Genomic DNA, 17,995 nt, shown 5'->3' on the forward strand with positions numbered 1-17,995 from the left:
TTGGTTAGCCGATCAGGGCTTTGTAGCCGTCCAGATCCATCAGATCTTCCAGCTGGGAGCTGTCGGACAGCTTGATCTTGTAGATCCAGGCTGCGCCTTCGGGATCTTCGTTCAGCGCGCTGGGGTTGTCGGCCAGATCTTCGTTCACTTCGGTGATTTCACCATCGAGCGGTGCGTAGATTTCGGAAGCCGCTTTTACGGATTCGATGACGCCGATCTCGCCGCCTTTTTCGAATTCTTCACCGCTGTCCTGCTGTTCGATGAAAACAACTTCGCCCAGCTGGTCAGCCGCGTGCTTGGTGATGCCGAGTGTGGCGGTGTCGCCCTCAACAGTGATCCATTCGTGATCTTCGGAGTAATAAGTGGTCATTGCAGCTTCTCCTGGAGCTTAGCGTTTGTAGTTCTGGGTGACGAAGGGCAGGGCGACGATTTCCGCGTCATGTGCCTTGCCACGAATGATCAGCTTGACCTGTTCGCCGGGTTCGCCGTGACCGGCAGAAACGTAGCCCATTGCAACCGGGCCACCGACGGTGGGGCCAAAGCAGCCAGAGGTGATCTCGCCGATGGTGTTGCCTTCGGCGCACTGGATTTCGACGTGCTGACGCGCGGGTGCACGGCCAGACGGTTTGATGCCGACGAGTTTTTTCGCTGCACCCTCGGCAAGTTCTTTCTGGATGCGCGCTGCACCAGGGAAGCCGCCTTCTTCCTTGCGACGCTTCTGAATTGCCCAAGCCAGAGACGCCTCGATGGGGGACGTCGACTGGTCGATGTCATTGCCGTAGAGGCACAGACCCGCTTCCAGACGAAGGCTGTCACGCGCGCCAAGACCGGCAGGTTCGCAGTCATCATGAGCCAGGAACAGCTTGGTGATGCGAACGGCGTCAGCATCGGGAATGGAAATCTCGTAGCCGTCTTCACCGTGTAGCCGAGACGGGAGATACGGCATTCCACGCCATCGATGTCAGCCAGGACGGTTTCCATGAACTTCAGTTCGCGCGCGGCGGGGCACAGATCGCCCACAACGTTTTCCGCAGCGGGGCCCTGAACGGCAACCAGAGCGCGGTCAAAGATCTCGGTGACTTCGACGCCTTCGAGGTTGGCCTTCATGTGCGGGATGTCCTGGTGACGCAGAGCAGCGTTGACCACGACAAAGAAATGATCACCGGCATTGGAGACGATAAGGTCGTCCATGATGCCGCCTTCTTCGTTGGTGAAGAAGCCATAACGGGCCTTGCCCTCTTTCAGGGTTGCATAGGCCTGCGGGCAGATCGCCTCCAGCTTTTCACCGACGTTTTCGCCACGCAGGATTACCTGACCCATGTGGCTGACGTCGAACAGCGCGGCTTTTTCGCGGCACTGCTTGTGTTCGCCCATGATGCCCATGGGATACTGGACCGGCATTTCCCAGCCGGCGAAATCCACCATTTTGCCGCCCAGTTCGACGTGCAGATCATAAAGCGGGGTTCGTTTCGGCGCATTGGTCATAGCGTCTAGCCCTTGAATTGGTGTTGGTTTTAGGGATCGGAGCGCAGCGCTGGCTGCGCTCCGAAGGTGATTTGGGTCGTTATTCAGCGGCGTTTTTTGCGGTTTCTTCAGTTGCACCGTTGGAGGCAAAGAACTCCTTGGTGATTTTGAAGACGACCGGGCTCAGCAGGGCGAGTGCGATCAGGTTCGGGATCGCCATCATTGCGTTCAGCGTGTCCGCCAGCAGCCAGATAAAGCCGAGGTCAGCGGTGGCACCGAAGTAGATCGCAATGATCCACAGAACACGGTAGCCGATCAGGACTTTTGCACCGAGCAGGTAGCCTACGCATTTTTCGCCATAATAGGACCAGCCAAGGATGGTGGTGAAGGCAAAAATGGAGAGCGCGATTGCGATCAGGTAACCGCCAAAGCCGGGCAGGGAGGTCTCGAACGCCAGCGAGGTCAGTGCCGCGCCGCTTTCGCCAGAAGTCCACGCGCCGGAGGCGATGATTGCCAGGCCGGTGATGGAGCAGACGATGATGGTGTCGATGAACGTGCCAAGCATCGCGATCAGGCCCTGGTTTACCGGACCTTTGGTTTCAGCAGCAGCGTGTGCAATCGGAGCGGAGCCCAGACCGGCTTCGTTCGAGAATACACCGCGTGCCACACCAAAGCGGATCGCTGCCCAAACAGCTGCACCGGCAAAGCCACCTTCGGCAGCGGACGGGGTGAAGGCGTGGGTGAACACCATACCAAGCGCAGTGCCCAGCTGATCGGCGTTGATCAGCAGAACGATCAGACCCATCACGATGTAGCTGACAGCCATGAACGGAACCAGCTTACCTGCTACGGCACCAATCCGGGTGATACCACCAAGGATCACGGCACCAGTCAGGATCATCAGAACGACACCAGTAACCGAGGTGTTGAAACCGAAGTTGGTTTCCAGAACCTGGGCTACGCCATTGGCCTGTACGCCGTTGCCGATACCAAATGCGGCGATTGCGCCGAACAGGGCAAAGGCGACACCCAGCCACTGCCATTTCGCGCCGAGGCCGTTTTTGATGTAGTACATCGGACCACCGACGAAGTTACCCTGGCTGTCCTGCTCGCGGAATTTCACGGCACAGACGGCTTCGGAGTATTTGGTTGCCATACCAACCAGTGCGGTCATCCACATCCAGAACAGCGCGCCCGGGCCGCCCAGGAAAACGGCGGTTGCAACGCCTGCGATGTTGCCTGTCCCGATTGTAGCGGACAGCGCTGTCATCAGTGCGTTGAACGGGGTGATCTGGCCTTCGCCTTCACCGCTTTCACGACCTTTAAACAGCAGGGCAAAACCTGTTCCGATGCGCAGGATCGGCATCAACTTCAGGCCGATCTGCAGGAACAGACCTACGCCCAGAATGAGGACGAGCATCAACGGGCCCCATACAATCCCGTTAACCCAGCCCACAAACGAGTTCAAAACTTCCATATTTTTCCTCCCTTGAGTTCTTCCTTAGGGTGTTATCCCTGATGCCAAGCCGTCAGTTGGCAGCTGCCAGCTGCTTTTCACGGGCTTGTTTCAGGGCAGCAAAATCCTCGTCCGCGTGGAACGACGATCGGGTCAAAGGTGTCGCGGAGACGCCGAGGAACCCTTTGCTACGTGCCATCCGTTCGATCTGGTCAAACTCCTCCGGTGTGACAAAACGATCGATCGGGTGGTGTTTCGGCGTGGGCTGCAGATATTGGCCCACGGTCAGGAAATCGACGTCTGCAGCGCGCAGATCGTCCATCACCTGGCGCAGATCCTCGAGGGTTTCACCCATGCCGACCATCAGGCCAGATTTGGTGAACACCTGCGGATTTGCGCGTTTTGCATCATCCAAGAGCCGCAGCGAGCTGTAGTAGCGCGCACCCGGGCGGACCTTGGGATAAAGATGCGGAACTGTTTCGAGGTTGTGGTTGAACACATCCGGGGCCGCGTCAAAGACGACCTGCGCGGCATCACCCTTACCCAGAAAATCAGGCGTCAGAACTTCGACTGTTGTTTCGGGGTTCTGATGGCGGACAGCGCGGATTGTCTGTGCAATGTGCTCTGCGCCACCATCGTCCAGATCGTCGCGGTCCACGCTGGTAATGACCACATGGCGCAGCGCCAGCTTTTTCACCGCTTGCGCGACACGGCCCGGCTCGAACGCATCAAGCGCGTCCGGGCGACCTGTCGCGACGTTGCAGAAAGAACAACCACGGGTGCAGACCTCGCCCATGATCATCATCGTCGCGTGGCGTTTGGACCAGCATTCCCCGATGTTGGGGCACGCGGCTTCTTCGCAGACGGTGGTCAGATTGTGGTCCCGCATCAGGCGACGAGTTTCGAAATACTCGGCGCTTTCGATCTTTTTCTTGCGGATCCACTTTGGCTTGCGCGGAATCACGCTGTCGGCCTTCTTCGACTTTTCCGGGTGGCGGAGCCGGGGCATCGGGGCGTTCATGGGGATGACCTCCTCAGGCGTCTTTGCGGACAACACAGGCTTAGGCGTGGATGGCGCGTCCCATCGCATCCAGGCAGGCTTCCTTGACTGCTTCGGCCATCGCGGGGTGAGCATGGCAAGCTGCAGCAACGTCGCTGACGGTTGCGCCTTTTGTCATGGCCAGAACCAGTTCTGCGATCAGGTCACCACCGTGCGCACCACAAATATGGGCACCGAGGATCTTGCCTTCCGGGGTTGCCAGAACCTTGACCGCGCCATCGGTTTCACCCTGCGCGCGGGCGCGGGAGTTCGCCATGAAGGTGAACTTGCCGACGACATAGTCGGTGCCTGCTTCTTTCAGGGCTTCTTCCGTGACGCCAACCGATGCGACCTCTGGATCGGTGTAGACGATGCCGGGAACAGTGCCGTAATCGACATGCCCGGCCTCACCCGCCAGCATTTCGACACAGGCAACGCCATCTTCTTCTGCCTTGTGAGCCAGCATTGGCCCAGGGACACAGTCGCCAATGGCATAGATGCCCGGAACAGATGTTGCGAAGCGTTCGTCGACCTCAACAAAGCCACGCCCGTTGACCGAGACGCCGAGAGCTTCCAGCCCCAAACCACGGATGACGGGGCGACGGCCGATCGCAATCAGAACCTTGTCCGCCTGCAGCTGCTCTTCTTTGTCCTTGCCGACGCGGTCCAGCGTCAGGGTAAGACCCTCGTCGCCCTTGTCGATGGATTTCAAGGCCCGACCCAGCTGGAATTTCAATCCGCGCTTGGACAGGGCACGTTGTGCAAGCTTGGCGATTTCGCCATCGATGCCGGGCAGGATGCGGTCGAGGTATTCAACAACGGTGACTTTCGCGCCGAGACGGGACCACACTTGGCCAAGCTCCAGACCAATCACGCCTGCACCGACAACCACCAGATGCTCTGGCACGTTTGCCAGCGACAAGGCGCCTGTGCTGGACACTACGTCGATTTCGTCAATCTCGACACCGGGCAGCGGGGTAGGCTCGGATCCGGTGGCAATCAGGATGTTCTTGGTTTCGAAAACGTCGTCGCCGACCTGAACCTTGCCAGGTGCGGGAATGCTGGCCCAGCCCTCGATCAGATCCACGCCGTTCTTTTTGAACAGGAACGCGATGCCTTTGGTCAGATCACCGACGATCTTATCCTTGCGGCCCATCATTGCGCCGAGATCAAGAGAGGCGCCATCAACCGCGATGCCGTGGCCCGCGAGATGCGACAGGCTCTCGAACTTGGCGGAGGAGCTGAGGAGCGCCTTTGATGGGATGCAGCCGACGTTCAGGCAAGTGCCACCAAGTGCGCCGCGCCCTTCGACGCAGGCGACCTTTAGGCCCAGCTGTGCAGCACGAATAGCTGCGACATAACCGCCCGGGCCACCGCCGATAACGACCAGATCATAGAGGCTCATATCTCGCTCCCTCTGAATTTTTCTTCTCTTAGGAGTCGAATGACGCCTAATGCTCACATTTCGCCTCCTTTAGGAAACTTTTCCCGCTTAGGCAATGATCTGTTTGTGTCAGAAATTTTGACGAAACTGTGAGTTGGCAGTAAACGTTGGGAAATACAGGAGATTGTGAAGCATGGAACCGGTCAGCCAAGAAGACGGAACCCCCGCATCAGAAGCGATTGAGGCGCCGGATGGTGATGCCCTGGGGAAAATGATTCGCGAATCTCGTAAGGAAAAGGGCCTGACGCTTGAGGAGGCGGCAAAAGCGGCGAACATCGGGCGTTCCACATTGTCGAAGATCGAGAACAACCAGACCCGGCCAAGTTTCGAGATCATTCGCCGCTTGATGCAGACGTTGGACCTTCAGACGCCGCAACTCTTTGTGCAATCGGCGAAAAGCGACATATCCGGTCGTCGCGACCACACCCGCAAAGGTGAAGGTGAGCATCAGGAAACGCCAACATATGATCATGAGCTGGTCTGCAATGAGCTGACGAGCAAGCGCATGCTGCCCTACATCAGTCAGATCAAGGCGCGTGATGTGTCAGAGTTCGACACTTGGATCCGCCACAGTGGGGAAGAGTTCATGTATGTCATCAGTGGCGAGGTGACATTATATACAGAGCACTATCGCCCCCTTCCGATGAGGGAAGGCGATAGTGTCTATTATGACAGCGGAATGGGTCACTGTTGTGTGTCAACCGGTCCGGAAGATGCGCGGGTTTTGTGGGTATCCCTCGATTGATGAGGTTTCTTTTCGGAAATTGAAACGGCAGCGCCATCACTGGTCGCTGCCGCTTTTGTTTCCTATGGGGGAATTTTCGCGTCAGTCGCGTTCGATCATCCGCATGATCGCGACCATGACGATCCCGTAGAGAACATGCCCTACAAGGGCGACCCACGTGATGCCGGTAAAGTTGAGGAAGAACGGCAGCCCGGCAATGGCAGTAATCCCACCGATGGCAAACACCCAAAGACCAAACCCATAGATGGCCGAAGGCAGGAACCAGTGCGTTTGGCCCATGACACGGGTCCAGATTGGTTCAAAGATATAAAGCCAGCCGACCGGGTAGCCGATCAGACCCACCAGATAGAAATGCACGAAATAGCCGGCGAAATCACCATTTGGCAGACCGAAACTGCCAAGCAGGCTGCGGGCCAAACCGTGCGGCGAGAGATTGGCAAAGCCAAGCGCAGGGCTGATCATCTGCCCCCAAAGATCAAAGGCGTTGGTGGCAAAAAAGCCTGAGATGAACATCAGACCAACGGTCTGAACTGTCAAAGGAGGCAATCCTTTTGTCATGCGATCACTCATATTACCCTCGTGGTTTTTATTTTTTCTGAGACCATTAGGCCCGTCAACGCTGCGCGGTACAATCTCATGACAGCCTTCTCGCGTGATGGTGACGGTTTGGGTCAATTCTGTAACAAACGGCTCCGAATGCAGAGGAAATGTTTCAGTATTTGCATCTGGAGAAGGAGATTTGCGTTGGATTTGCGCCTAGAGCGGTGTCAGATCTCGACATTGCAGGCCGTAGAGGCAGCACAGTGTTGATGACAGGCAAAGGCCAGACGGGAATGAAGCGGATCTATGAACCACTCGCCTATTCGGATCGACCGATCCGAGATCGCTATTGGAACCGGTTTCTGCCAGTACCTGCCCCCGCTTACCCTGTTTTGCAGGGGGAGGCTGAGACGGAGTTCGCAGTCGTTGGCGGCGGATACACGGGGTTGTCGGCTGCGCTGACTCTCGCTGAGGCGGGGGCCGAGGTCACACTTCTTGATGCTGCAACTCCCGGCTGGGGGGCCTCAGGGCGCAATGGAGGGCTGGTTTCAGTCGGGAGCGCCAAGCTGGCCGATGGGCAGATAGTGCGAAAGTTCGGCAGGGAAGATGCGCAGTGCTTCTTTGATGCCGAGCGCGCAGCGGTTGATCTGGTCGAAACCTACCTGGAGGTTCATGGAATTGACGCAGACAGGCATTCCAAGGGCTACACCTATGTGGCGCATCGTCCCGATCGAGTGGCAGAGATCCGGGCATACGGAGAGAGTTATCAGCACCGCTATGGGCTGGATTATGAGTTCGTTCCAAAAGAAGAGATGGCGGCCCATGGGCTGAACTCGCCAGACTACCACGGGGCAGTCCACTTGCCGCTCGGTTTTGCCCTCAATCCGATGAAATTCGTTCTTGGTCTTACCGCAGCAGCAGACAAGGCAGGAGTGACGTTTCATTCGCAGACGCCGGTGGTGCGGATCACGCATGATGGCGCGCAACATGTGCTGGAAACGCCGAATGGTCGGTTGCGGGCGCGAAACCTGATATTCGCGACCAATGGCTATTCTTCGGATGATCTGCCTGGCGCTTTTGCGCAGCGGTATCTGCCGGTTCAGTCCAACATCCTTGTCACGCGCCCGCTGAGCGAAGAGGAAATCCAAGACCAGGGATGGTGGAGCGAGCAGATGGTCTGCGACAGCCGGACGCTCCTGCATTATTTCCGACTGCTGCCAGACCGGCGGCTCATGCTGGGCTTGCGCGGATCAGTCAAGGTTAGCGAACATGACATCGCTGCAACCAGGCGAAAGGCACGCGCCGATTTTGACCGGATGTTTCCGAAATGGCGTCATGTTGAGACGGAGTACTTCTGGTCCGGCCTGATCTGCATGACGCGCAATCTTGTGCCCTTTGCAGGTGCGGTGCCGGGGATGGAGCGCACATGGGCCGCGCTGGGTTACCATGGCAGCGGCGTCACTATGGCCCCTTATGCGGGCAAGCTGATTGCTGAACAGGCGCTTGGTCGGAAGCGGCGGTATCACCCGGCTTTCATGCAGCGTCCGCTCCGCCCGTTTGAACTTGGCCCCCTCCGGCGCCTGTCCCTGCCTCTGGCATTTGCCTGGTACAACATGAAGGATCGTTTCTAGGGGCAGTTGGTAGCAAGACGGTGATTGACTGGTCTTATGGATTTGTCCAACTTTCCCGTTATGACTAAGGCCAAAACAGGGGCGTCCCTGCTATCATTGTCGCTGGATCGCGACGGGGGTGAAACGCTGCAAGCGCAGTTGCTGATGCAGCTGCGGCGATTGATCCTGCATGGCGGCCTGACACCTGGCAGCAAATTACCGTCCAGCAGGACGCTGGCAGCAGAGCTGTCCGTTTCGCGCGTTACGGTTGCAGCCGTGATCGACCAGTTGATCAGCGAAGGATATCTGGAAGGACGAGCGCGATCCGGGGTTTTTGTCGAGGCAGAGCTGCCCGATCTTGCCCCTCGTTCTGCGACGGATCCATTGGGTCCCGCAGAACTTGATGAGATCTCTCAGCCCGTACCGCCGCGTCCTTTTGATGTTTCTGCCCCAGACATGGCAGAGTTTCCATTTCGCCAATGGAGCCGACATCACGACGCGGTCTGGCGTTACCCTGATGTCGAACTGCTGCAGCGCCCGGACCCTTTTGGTTGGCATCCGCTGCGCCGGGCCATCGCTGAGCATCTGGCGCAATGGCGCGGCCTGCGTTGTGGGGCGGATCAGATCATCATCACATCGGGCCTGGGAGAGGCGATCAGCATACTGGCCGAAACGCTTTTTGCGCCCGGTGATGCCGTGATGACCGAAAACCCGGGCTACGGTGCGATGAACCGCGCCCTGCGGAGGAACGGTTTGCAGGCTGTACCTGTTGTCGTTGACGATCAGGGCTTTGACATCCGGCGCGATCAGCACACAGTGTCAGAGGCCAAAGGTGTGATCGTGACGCCGTCCCGGCACTACCCACTTGGTGTGACGATGCCGCTGTCGCGGCGACTGGAGCTGATTGACTGGGCCAAGCAGAACGACGGCTATGTCATCGAGGATGATTTCGACAGCGAGTATCGCTATCAGGGCCAACCCTTGCCCGCGATGATGAACCTTAGCAACGATGATAGGGTTATCTATGTCGGCAGTTTCTCAAAGGTCGTGTTTTCGGCGCTGCGCCTGGGGTTTGTGGTGGTGCCAAGGTCGTTGATCGGACGTTTCCGCGAGGGTGTCGGTGACGTTGATCCACAAGCATCTGTCATGGTCCAGCCGGTTATGGCGCGGTTCATGGAAAGCGGAGATTTCGCAACCCACATCCGGCGGATGCGGCGCATGTATAGCAAGCGTCACAGCGCGCTTGTCACCGCGTTAGAGCGGTATGCAGGGGATCTTCTGGAGGTGGACAACATCCCGTCGGGTATGCATCTGGTCGTGCGGCCATCGCTTGAATTGGCCAGCAGGCTGTCAGATGACGAGATTTCCAAGCGGGCGAGAAAGCGGGGTGTCAACCTCATGCCGCTTTCAGGGTTTTTCGAAGGTCCAGAGACTGCGCGAGGTCTTGTGTTGGGGTTCGCAGGATTTGATGAACGCGCGCTGGAGGACGCAGCGCGCGTTCTTGCAGATTGTCTGCGTGCCTAGCCAAGTGGATCAGACTGCGACCGTGATCGCCTTCGACCGCAGATAGGCATCCAGCCCTTCGATCCCTTTTTCCCGACCAAAGCCGGATTTTCGGTTGCCCCCAAATGGCAATTCGATCCCACCGGCCCAATAGTCGTTCACTGTGACTTGGCCGGCATCTACCCGTCGTGCCATGCGCAAGGCTGTTGAAATATCACGCGTATAAATTCCCGCGGCGAGCGCGAACTCCGTTCCATTTGCAAGCGTCAGCGCCTCGTCTTCGTCGTCAAAGACCTGGATGGTCAGCACGGGGCCGAAGATTTCTTTCAGCACAGCGTCGTTGTCTGCTGCGACATCATCCAAAATTGTCGGAGTATAAAACCAGCCAAGCCCGGTCTCGGGATCGGTCAGGCTGTGTCCGCCACAGACAATATCGACTCCACAGGACCGGGCCCGCTCTACGTGTCCATCTATCTGAGCCAGGTGACGATCCGAGTTTACTGCGCCCATGTCTGGATTGCGCAGCCCGTGGCCGATGGTCATGCCTTGTGCCCTGGCGATCAGTCGGTCGCGGACCTCGGCGTGGATGTCGCGGTGAATGACCAGTCGAGAGCCGGCAGAGCAGATTTGCCCGGCATTCGAGAAAATTGCCCAGAACGCTCCTTCGACAACAGCATCGATATCTGCATCCGCAAAAGCGATCAGCGGCGATTTCCCGCCCAGCTCCAGAGTGAGCCCTGTCACATTCGGCGCCACCTGCTGCATGACGCCGACGCCTGTGGCAACTGACCCGGTAAAGGTCACGTGCCGAACGCGGGGGTCTTGCACCAGTGGCGCTCCGGCTTCTGGGCCAGTGCCTGTGACGACGTTCACCACATCAGGCGGAAGGCCGGCGCGGACCAGAAGCTCAGCAATCATCAAGGCCGTGAAGGGCGTTGTCTCAGCTGGCTTCACTACTGCGGAACACCCTGCAGCAAGAGCCGGGGCAATCCCTCGAACCAGCGTCGAAGTGGGGTAGTTCCAAGGAATGATATGCGCGGTCACGCCAACAGGTTCCCTGACCGTAAAGGCCGCGTTGTCATTGCCAAGATTCACGCTGCGCCCGTCCAGTTTGTCACTTGCCCCTGCGTAGTATTCCAGCAATCTGGCCGAACCCGCGATATCACCAGAAGCCTCGGCCAGGGTTTTGCCGCTGTCGATGCTTTCGAGCAGAGCCAGTTGATGGCTCTGCGCGCGCATCAGGCGGGCAGCTTCGTTCAGAACGGCGCAGCGTTTGGCCGGGGGAGTGCTGCGCCAGACCTCGAAGCCGACGCAGGCGCTGGTGATCGCATGATCGATGTCTTGGTCGTTGCCACGGGCAAATTCGGAAAATGCCGTGGCAGTACCGGGGTCATGGCTCAGCATTGTTTTGCCATTGGCGGGGGGCACTGACTGGCCGCCAATGAAATGGCTGGTCGGCAGGTCCGCAATGCGACCGGTGTTCATGTAGTCAGAGATCAGCTGGTCTTGTGTCATCGTGATGTTTCGCTGCATTTGTAGGACGACTGGGCGAGCCATTCGGGGCAAACTTCAACGCCCCAACCGGGCGCGTCTGTGACATGGGCCTGCCCGTCCTGAATGGTGTAGGGGGTGTTCACAAACAGATCCCGTTGCCAGGGGTAGTAGTCATCGCCCTCGATCGAGAATTCGAGATACCGCCCAGCATTCGGAATGGCCCGCAGCATGTGCATGGTGAAAAGGGTCACAAGGGAGAGATTGGCGCAATGCGGGGTGCAGGGCAGGCCAGCCTCCGCCCCCATATGGGCGACCTCCATGCTGCGGCCGATCCCGCCGAGGTATAGAATGTCTGGCTGAAGGATATCGACAGCGCGCGTATCGATCATGCGGCGCCATTGCTGCATGTCCCAATCCTGCTCTCCGCCGGCGACGTCCATCGTCAGGGACTTCGTAACCTTGGCGGTTTCATCGAGCAGCCAGAAGGGGCAGGGTTCCTCGAAGTGTTCATAGCCATGGTCCTGCAACATGTGCCCCACATCAATGGCGCGGGTAGCTGAAAAACCGGAATTTCCGTCCACAAGCAGCGCGACATCTGCGCCCAATTCCTGTCGGATGACCGGGATGATTTCTTCTGTTCGTCCCGGCCATTCGTCGCGATCCTGACCGCATTCTGCGCCGACGCGCACCTTGAAGGCATCAAATCCGAATTGGTCGCGCAATGCCTTGAGCCGGTCCGCCTCGTCAGTTGGTGAAATGTCCCGCCGCATGGAAGAGGCATAGGCCCGCACTGGCCCTGCCGATCCCCCAAGAAGCGCAGCAACAGGTTTCTGCGCGTCTCTGCCACGCCAGTCCCAAACGGCCGTGTCGAGACCAGCCATCGCGCGGCGGAGATACGTGCCGGGGTACTTGTGTTCGCGCAGGGGGATTTCGCTGATCACCTGCTCCATCGCATCCATCCCCCGGCCGAGCGCCCAAGGGGCGACCTGTCGGTGGAGGATTTCGCAGGTCAGATCGCTGTTATAGGTCGACACCTGACCCCAGCCTTGCTGTCCGTCTTCGCTGGTGACCCGTACAAATCCAACAAGGGGCGTACAGAAGGTTTCAATTTTCGCGATGCGTGGGCCTGTGTCGTCCTGTCCTTGGCCATTGCTCAAGGGGACGGCGCCAGAGGCAGAGTAGGGTGTGCTCATGTGGACTCCAAAATGAGATCAGCGGCCCGATGGGCCAGCATCATGGTGGGGGCATTTGTGTTGCCTGACGTGATGTTGGGAAAAACAGAGGCGTCAATAACCCGTAGCCCGTCGATGCCATGCACACGCAGCTGCGGGCAGACGACAGCCGTCTTGGGATCGGCACCCATTCGGCAGGTGCCGACGGGGTGGAAGACAGTTCCGCAACGCTCTCTGAAGTCTGCGAGGATTTCGTCCGCAGAAAGTCTCCGGATGTCAGGCTCCATCGGGGTCTCGATCAGACGTTGCAATGCTTCGGTCCGTGCGAGGCGTTGACACAGCATTCCCCCTGCCACCACCTGCGCCTGGTCCTCTTCAGTCGCGAGCGAATTAGGTTGGATCAACGGGGCATCATGCGGATCTGCGCTGCGGATATCGATGCGGCCCCTACTGGTGGGGCGAGAGGGCTGGAAGCCAAGAATGAAGCCCGCAAATGGATCTGGCTGGATCACCTCGCGCTTGCCATCGGGTGTTGTCGTGTATGTCACCGGATTGAAGTACAGTTGCTGATCCGGAGCAGGTAAATCCGCAGCTGAGCGGAAATAACCCCCGCATTGGTTCACCGACAGAGCCAGAGGTCCGCGCCGAGCCAAAGCATATTGAGCAGCTGCCCGCAGCTTGCCGTGAAAAGGGCGAAGTGCGTTGTTCAGCGTGGGTTCCGTTGCTTTGAAGTAGTAGTTGATCCCCAGGTGGTCTTGAAGATTGCCACCAACCTCGGGCGCGTCGAGGACCGGATCAATTCCATGTTGTTTCAACAGCGCAAGCGGGCCGATGCCGGACAGCTGCAGCAGTCGCGGTGAAGTGACTGCGCCGGCTGACAGGATGATCTCCCGACCGGCTGACAAAAGCCGCGGCTTGCCTTTCACCTTGGCCTTTACAGAGACCGCCCTGCGGCCATCAAAGTGGATACGTTCCACAAAGGCATCGGTCATCAGAGTGAGGTTGGGTCGGCGCAACGCAGGGGACAGACAAGCCCGAGCCGAGTGCATTCTGCGGCCCCCGCTTGTGTTGATCCGGTAAACGGCAGCGCCTTCACCGCCTGGTGCGTTGATATTGTCCGTTTGTGGCAGCCCAAGCTCTTTCGCCGCGGCAAAAAAGTGGCGATTGGATACGTGGATCTGGTCTGAGACATCTTGCACATGGATCGGTCCCGCGCCGATCTTGGACCCATCCGGCGCGACCTGTGTTTCCAATGCGCTGTATGCCGCTTCGACCGTTCGCCAGCCCCAGCCGACGGCGCCGTTGGCTTCCCAATCGTCAAAGTCCGATGGCAGGCCGCGGGCGTAGACCAGCGCATTGATGGCCCCCGATCCGCCGACACCTTTGCCCCGTGGCCAGTACCCGCTGCGCCCTGCAAGAGTGCTTTCTGTTTCTGTATGGTATTTCCAGTTTACAGACCCATTGTAGAAGGTCTTGCCATAGCCAAGCGGCAAGGAGATCCAGGGAGACCGGCCCCTGCCGCCGGCTTCCAGCAAAAGCACGCGATGGCGTCCTGATCGTGTCAGGCGTTCGGCCAAGACGCAGCCGGCGGAGCCCGCTCCGACAATAATGAAATCATAGTCCGCCATGTGGCATCCGCTCGCGATTGTTGTCATGCGAGCGTTACAGAGCGGGGTCTCTTTTCCAAAACGAAAAAAAATTTGTCATGACCTTGAAAAAATTCGCCCAACTGTCAGGCTCTGGGGATGTACCAAGATCTTCCTCCGCTCACATGGCTGCGCGCTTTTGATGCAAGCGCGCGTTTGCGCAGTTTCACCTTGGCGGCGGGGGAGCTGGGGCTTACCCCATCCGCGGTCAGCTATCAGGTCCGCGGACTAGAGGCGCAGCTTGGCCACAAGCTGTTTCGCAGAAGCCGAAAGTCACTAGAGCTGACCCCCCTTGGTCATGCCTACCTACCGGTGGTGGCCAAGGCTTTTGTCGACATTGACGCGACCACCGCCTCGCTGTTCGGCAAGGACGTCAAGTCCGAGATCACAATTCGCTGCCTGGCCTCGTTGAACATCCTGTGGCTGGTTCCGCAATTGGAACGCTTCAAACGAGAGTTCCCGGACAGCAAACTGCGGGTCTTGTCCTCCTCTTGGGCGGAGAAAGTCGATGGTGACGCAATCGACATCGATATTCGCTACGGCGATGGTCGCTGGGCGGATGGCATGGCTGTGCCCCTTTTGCGCAACAAGGTGATCGCTGTCGCCGCGCCGCACCTTGTTGCGTCAGTTGGCTCAGAGGATCTGCAAGAGCTGCCATTGATCGAGCTGGGAGGGGTGGTGGACACCTGGCAGCATTTCTTTGCCGAGATGGGGTTGAGCGGCGGAGTTCCTGAACCGGTTTTGAAAGTAGATCAATCGCTGATCGCGTTGGAGTTTGCAGCAAAGGGCCTTGGGGCTGCGTTGGTCGCGGATATCTTTGCGCGTCCCTATCTACAAGAAGGACGTCTGCAACGCATTGGAGATACGGAGCTTTCGACGGATCAGGGGCATTATATCGTGCTCCCGTTTGATCGAAACCCACACCGAGCGGATGCCGCGGAACTGGCACGCTGGCTGCAAGCGGCGGCCAGGCAGGACCCCCTGTCCGGTGTTGCAGATGTTCCTTGATCCAACCCCCTAGGGGGGATATGTCGACTATATGGAACACCCTCACAAACACAGGACTCACCCCAAGCTCATCACCCGATTGAAAAGGGCGCAGGGCCATTTGCGCCACGTGATCGAGATGCTGGAGGACGAAAAACCCTGTTCCGATATCGCGGTGCAGATGCAGGCCGTCGAGAAAGCGGTGGGCAACGCCAAGCGGGTTCTGATCCACGATCATATTGACCACTGCATCGGCACCGAAAGCAGCGAAGCGGAGCTGGCAGAGCTGCGCGCGCTTGCAAAACTGTTGTAGTTTTCATGCTGTCGATCCTTGCAAACCGGACCTATCGCCACCTGTTCGCGGCTCAGGTCATTGCCTTGTTGGGCACGGGGCTGGCAACCGTCGCGCTTGGCCTGTTGGCCTGGAACATTGCGGGTGATGACGCAGGTGTCGTCCTTGGCACAGCGCTCGCAATCAAGATGGTTGCCTATGTGACGCTTGCGCCGGTGGCGTCGGCGCTGGCTGTTCAGGTTCCGCGCCGAACCATGCTGGTGGGTTTGGACGTGCTGCGTGCGGTGGTTGCCGTTGCGTTGCCCTTTGTCACCGAGGTTTGGCAGATCTATGTCCTGATCTTCCTCATGCAGGCGGCGTCAGCTGGTTTTACCCCCACGTTTCAGGCGACAATTCCGGACGTTCTACCGGACGAGGCAGAGTATACCCGCGCCCTGTCGTTATCCCGATTGGCCTATGATCTTGAAAGTCTGCTGTCGCCAATGCTGGCGGCGGCTCTTTTGACAGTTGTCAGTTTCCCCGTGCTGTTCGGTGGCACGGTTCTGGGTTTTCTTGCGTCGGCAGTGTTGGTCTTGTCCGTGCCGGTCTCATCGCCGCGCCCCTCAAAACCTCGCGGTATCTGGGAGCGCACGACACGTGGGCTGCGCCTGTATCTTGCGACGCCGCGCCTGCGGGGGCTTCTGGCCCTGAATGTGACCGTCGCGGCCGCATCTTCGATGGTGATTGTGAACACTGTTGTTCTGGTGAAGGGGCGGTTTGAGTTGGGGGAACCCGAGGTCGCGATTGCCCTGTCAGCCTTTGGCGCAGGATCAATGGTTGCTGCTTTGCTGCTGCCTCGTGTTCTTGAGATCGTTGCAGATAAACCGATGATGCTGCTTGGCGGGGGCGTTCTGACCGGAGGGCTGTTCGCCGGTCCGTGGCTGGGCAGTTTCACTGGCATGGTTGTGCTTTGGGCCCTTCTTGGGTGTGGATTCAGCATCGCGCAGACGCCGACCGGCCGCCTTTTGCGAAGATCGGCCAGCGCAGAAGATCGGCCCGCTCTCTTTGCAGCCCAATTCGCCCTCAGCCATTCTTGCTGGCTCATCACCTACCCGCTTGCCGGCCAAATCGGAGCCCGGTTCAGTTTGTCCTCGGCATATTTGATCCTCGGAGGGATTGCGCTGTTGGGCCTTGGCGCGGCGATGGTGCTGTGGCGCAGGTCGCCGGATCGTGAGATGCAACAGCGCCTTTGACAGCGCTAACTGTTCAAGGAATAACGGTGTCACAAACCCTCAGGAGATATGTGATGACCGCCCCGGACCCCCACACCTGCGGCGCTGCTGTCGATGCAGCTGGATTTTGGGTTGATGATCAGGGTCATCGCGCTTTCCTGCGCAGCGATGCTCTGCGTCAGTTGAAATTTTTTGAGGCAAGCCTGGGGGAAACGCCCGGTTTCCAGCAGCTCGACATGCAGGGAAACCACCGCCCTGACGACCTGCAGGAGCTGCACAGTACAACGCGTCTTGTTCACTGCTATGCGCTTGCTGAAATGATCGGGCTTGCAGGCGCGGGAAAGATGGTCGAGCAGGGGCTGGCCTACTTGCGGGATTTTCACCATGACAAAGTCCACGGTGGTTATGTCTGGGGGCTGCGAGGTAATCAGATCGCTGATCCCCGCAAGCTCGCCTATGGGCATGTTTTTGTTCTGCTTGCAGCGTCGACTGCAAAGATGGCCGGGCATGCGGCTGCAGATCCGCTCTTGTCCGATGTGGCAGATGTCCTGGCGGAACGTTTCTGGGAAGAAGAGGCAGGCCTTTTTGCGGATGAGTGGAGCAGGGATTGGTCGCCGTTTTCAACCTACCGCGGCATGAATGCCAACATGCACGGGGTTGAGGCGCTCCTTGCAGCTTATGAAGCAACTGGACAGGAGCTGTTCCTGCACCGTGCCGGTCGCATTCTTGATAGGTTCACCGTGCAAATCGCCCCGCAAGAGGGTTGGCGCTTGCCCGAACACTATACGGAGAACTGGCAGATTGATCGGGCATACTCCGGTGATCCGATGTTCCGCCCGGCAGGTACGACACCGGGGCATTCGCTGGAATTGGGGCGCCTGCTGCTTCACCATTGGGATTTGACGGATCGCAGGGATGCAACTGCTCCCAAACGGGCGCGCGCGTTGATCGAACAGGCTTTGACAGATGCTTGGATGGTGGGTGCAAAAGCCGAGGGGTATTCTATCGAGGGCGGTCTTGCCTACACGCTGAATTTTGATGGATCGATTGCGATGGCAAACCGGTTCTGCTGGCCTGTGACAGAGGCGATCGGCGCGTTAGCCACGCTTATCAAGCTGGAGCGCAGAGACGAGGACGAACATTGGTATCGGAGATTGTGGCAGTTCGCGTCGGCGCGATTTGTGGATCACAAAAACGGTGGCTGGATCCCGGAGATCGATCCTTCGGGCAAGCCGAAGATGACGATCTTTGAAGGCAAACCAGACCTGTATCATTCATTCCAGGCGTGCCTGTTTCCGCTGGCCAAAACGCCGATTGCACATATCCGCAGTGTGCAGGCGTTGGGGCGTGATTTTCTTGCTAGCCCGATCTGATCCGTGAAACGCAAACACC

General features: G+C 58.4%; 15 protein-coding genes and 1 pseudogene. 7 read left to right on the top strand and 9 right to left on the bottom strand.

The features are described from left to right. Positions 1 to 4: 4 nt before the first annotated feature. The 5 genes and pseudogenes from gcvH to lpdA all read right to left on the bottom strand — a co-directional run bounded on the left by gcvH (position 5) and on the right by lpdA (position 5,364). On the bottom strand, positions 5 to 370 hold the full coding sequence (gene gcvH / locus NIT7645_RS18015; RefSeq protein ID WP_008563446.1) for a glycine cleavage system protein GcvH: 366 nt from the start codon (positions 368 to 370) through the stop codon (positions 5 to 7). A gap of 18 nt (positions 371 to 388) precedes the next feature. Beyond that, positions 389 to 1,485, bottom strand: a pseudogene (gene gcvT, locus NIT7645_RS18020) (glycine cleavage system aminomethyltransferase GcvT). A gap of 79 nt (positions 1,486 to 1,564) precedes the next feature. Continuing rightward, on the bottom strand, positions 1,565 to 2,941 hold the full coding sequence (locus tag NIT7645_RS18025) for an alanine/glycine:cation symporter family protein (protein WP_050687694.1): 1,377 nt from the start codon (positions 2,939 to 2,941) through the stop codon (positions 1,565 to 1,567). A gap of 52 nt (positions 2,942 to 2,993) precedes the next feature. Continuing rightward, positions 2,994 to 3,941, bottom strand: a complete 948-nt coding sequence (lipA, locus tag NIT7645_RS18030) for a lipoyl synthase (protein ID WP_046211970.1) — start codon at positions 3,939 to 3,941, stop codon at positions 2,994 to 2,996. Between the two features lie 40 nt (positions 3,942 to 3,981). Continuing rightward, a complete protein-coding gene (lpdA, locus tag NIT7645_RS18035) occupies positions 3,982 to 5,364 on the bottom strand; it encodes a dihydrolipoyl dehydrogenase (protein ID WP_008563546.1) in 1,383 nt (460 codons plus the stop codon). Positions 5,365 to 5,536: 172 nt separating this feature from the next. Here lpdA and NIT7645_RS18040 point away from each other — a divergent pair, with 172 nt between their 5' ends. Further along, positions 5,537 to 6,148 (top strand): helix-turn-helix domain-containing protein, encoded by a 612-nt coding sequence (locus NIT7645_RS18040; RefSeq protein WP_008563417.1) that lies wholly within the window; start codon positions 5,537 to 5,539, stop codon positions 6,146 to 6,148. 81 nt (positions 6,149 to 6,229) lie between these two features. On the opposite strand, the gene NIT7645_RS18045 is transcribed toward NIT7645_RS18040, so the two are convergent. Beyond that, a complete protein-coding gene (locus NIT7645_RS18045) occupies positions 6,230 to 6,685 on the bottom strand; it encodes a hypothetical protein (protein WP_224834538.1) in 456 nt (151 codons plus the stop codon). A gap of 296 nt (positions 6,686 to 6,981) precedes the next feature. Here NIT7645_RS18045 and NIT7645_RS18050 point away from each other — a divergent pair, with 296 nt between their 5' ends. Continuing rightward, the gene (locus NIT7645_RS18050) at positions 6,982 to 8,319 is read left to right on the top strand and encodes an NAD(P)/FAD-dependent oxidoreductase (RefSeq protein WP_037303268.1); all 1,338 of its coding nucleotides are present in this window, start codon (positions 6,982 to 6,984) and stop codon (positions 8,317 to 8,319) included. Between the two features lie 60 nt (positions 8,320 to 8,379). After that, entirely contained in the window at positions 8,380 to 9,822 is a 1,443-nt protein-coding gene (pdxR, locus tag NIT7645_RS18055) for a MocR-like pyridoxine biosynthesis transcription factor PdxR (RefSeq protein WP_050687736.1), read from the top strand. Between the two features lie 9 nt (positions 9,823 to 9,831). On the opposite strand, the gene NIT7645_RS18060 is transcribed toward pdxR, so the two are convergent. Genes NIT7645_RS18060 through NIT7645_RS18070 form a run of 3 tightly spaced genes read right to left on the bottom strand, consistent with a single transcriptional unit; the run spans position 9,832 to position 14,095 of the window. Next, entirely contained in the window at positions 9,832 to 11,316 is a 1,485-nt protein-coding gene (locus NIT7645_RS18060) for an aldehyde dehydrogenase family protein (protein WP_050687738.1), read from the bottom strand. After that, positions 11,313 to 12,488 carry a mandelate racemase/muconate lactonizing enzyme family protein gene (locus tag NIT7645_RS18065; protein ID WP_008563351.1) on the bottom strand — a complete coding sequence of 392 codons (1,176 nt, stop codon included), beginning with the start codon at positions 12,486 to 12,488 and terminating at the stop codon, positions 11,313 to 11,315. The genes NIT7645_RS18060 and NIT7645_RS18065 overlap by 4 nt, the downstream gene beginning before the upstream one ends. Beyond that, complete coding sequence (locus tag NIT7645_RS18070) at positions 12,485 to 14,095, bottom strand: GMC family oxidoreductase (RefSeq protein ID WP_008563423.1); 1,611 nt, start codon at positions 14,093 to 14,095, stop codon at positions 12,485 to 12,487. Before NIT7645_RS18070 ends, NIT7645_RS18065 begins: the two co-directional genes overlap by 4 nt. A 117-nt stretch (positions 14,096 to 14,212) precedes the next feature. Between NIT7645_RS18070 and NIT7645_RS18075 the strand changes: the two genes are divergently transcribed. Genes NIT7645_RS18075 through NIT7645_RS18090 form a run of 4 tightly spaced genes read left to right on the top strand, consistent with a single transcriptional unit; the run spans position 14,213 to position 17,976 of the window. Further along, complete coding sequence (locus NIT7645_RS18075; protein ID WP_050687695.1) at positions 14,213 to 15,121, top strand: LysR substrate-binding domain-containing protein; 909 nt, start codon at positions 14,213 to 14,215, stop codon at positions 15,119 to 15,121. 31 nt (positions 15,122 to 15,152) lie between these two features. Continuing rightward, the gene (locus NIT7645_RS18080) at positions 15,153 to 15,413 is read left to right on the top strand and encodes a metal-sensing transcriptional repressor (protein ID WP_037303212.1); all 261 of its coding nucleotides are present in this window, start codon (positions 15,153 to 15,155) and stop codon (positions 15,411 to 15,413) included. A gap of 5 nt (positions 15,414 to 15,418) precedes the next feature. Further along, a complete protein-coding gene (locus NIT7645_RS18085) occupies positions 15,419 to 16,624 on the top strand; it encodes an MFS transporter (RefSeq protein ID WP_050687697.1) in 1,206 nt (401 codons plus the stop codon). A gap of 53 nt (positions 16,625 to 16,677) precedes the next feature. After that, complete coding sequence (locus NIT7645_RS18090) at positions 16,678 to 17,976, top strand: AGE family epimerase/isomerase (RefSeq protein ID WP_008563539.1); 1,299 nt, start codon at positions 16,678 to 16,680, stop codon at positions 17,974 to 17,976. The last annotated feature ends 19 nt before the right edge of the window (positions 17,977 to 17,995 follow it).

The organism is Phaeobacter italicus, from assembly GCF_001258055.1.
Classification (GTDB): Bacteria; Pseudomonadota; Alphaproteobacteria; order Rhodobacterales; family Rhodobacteraceae; genus Phaeobacter; species Phaeobacter italicus.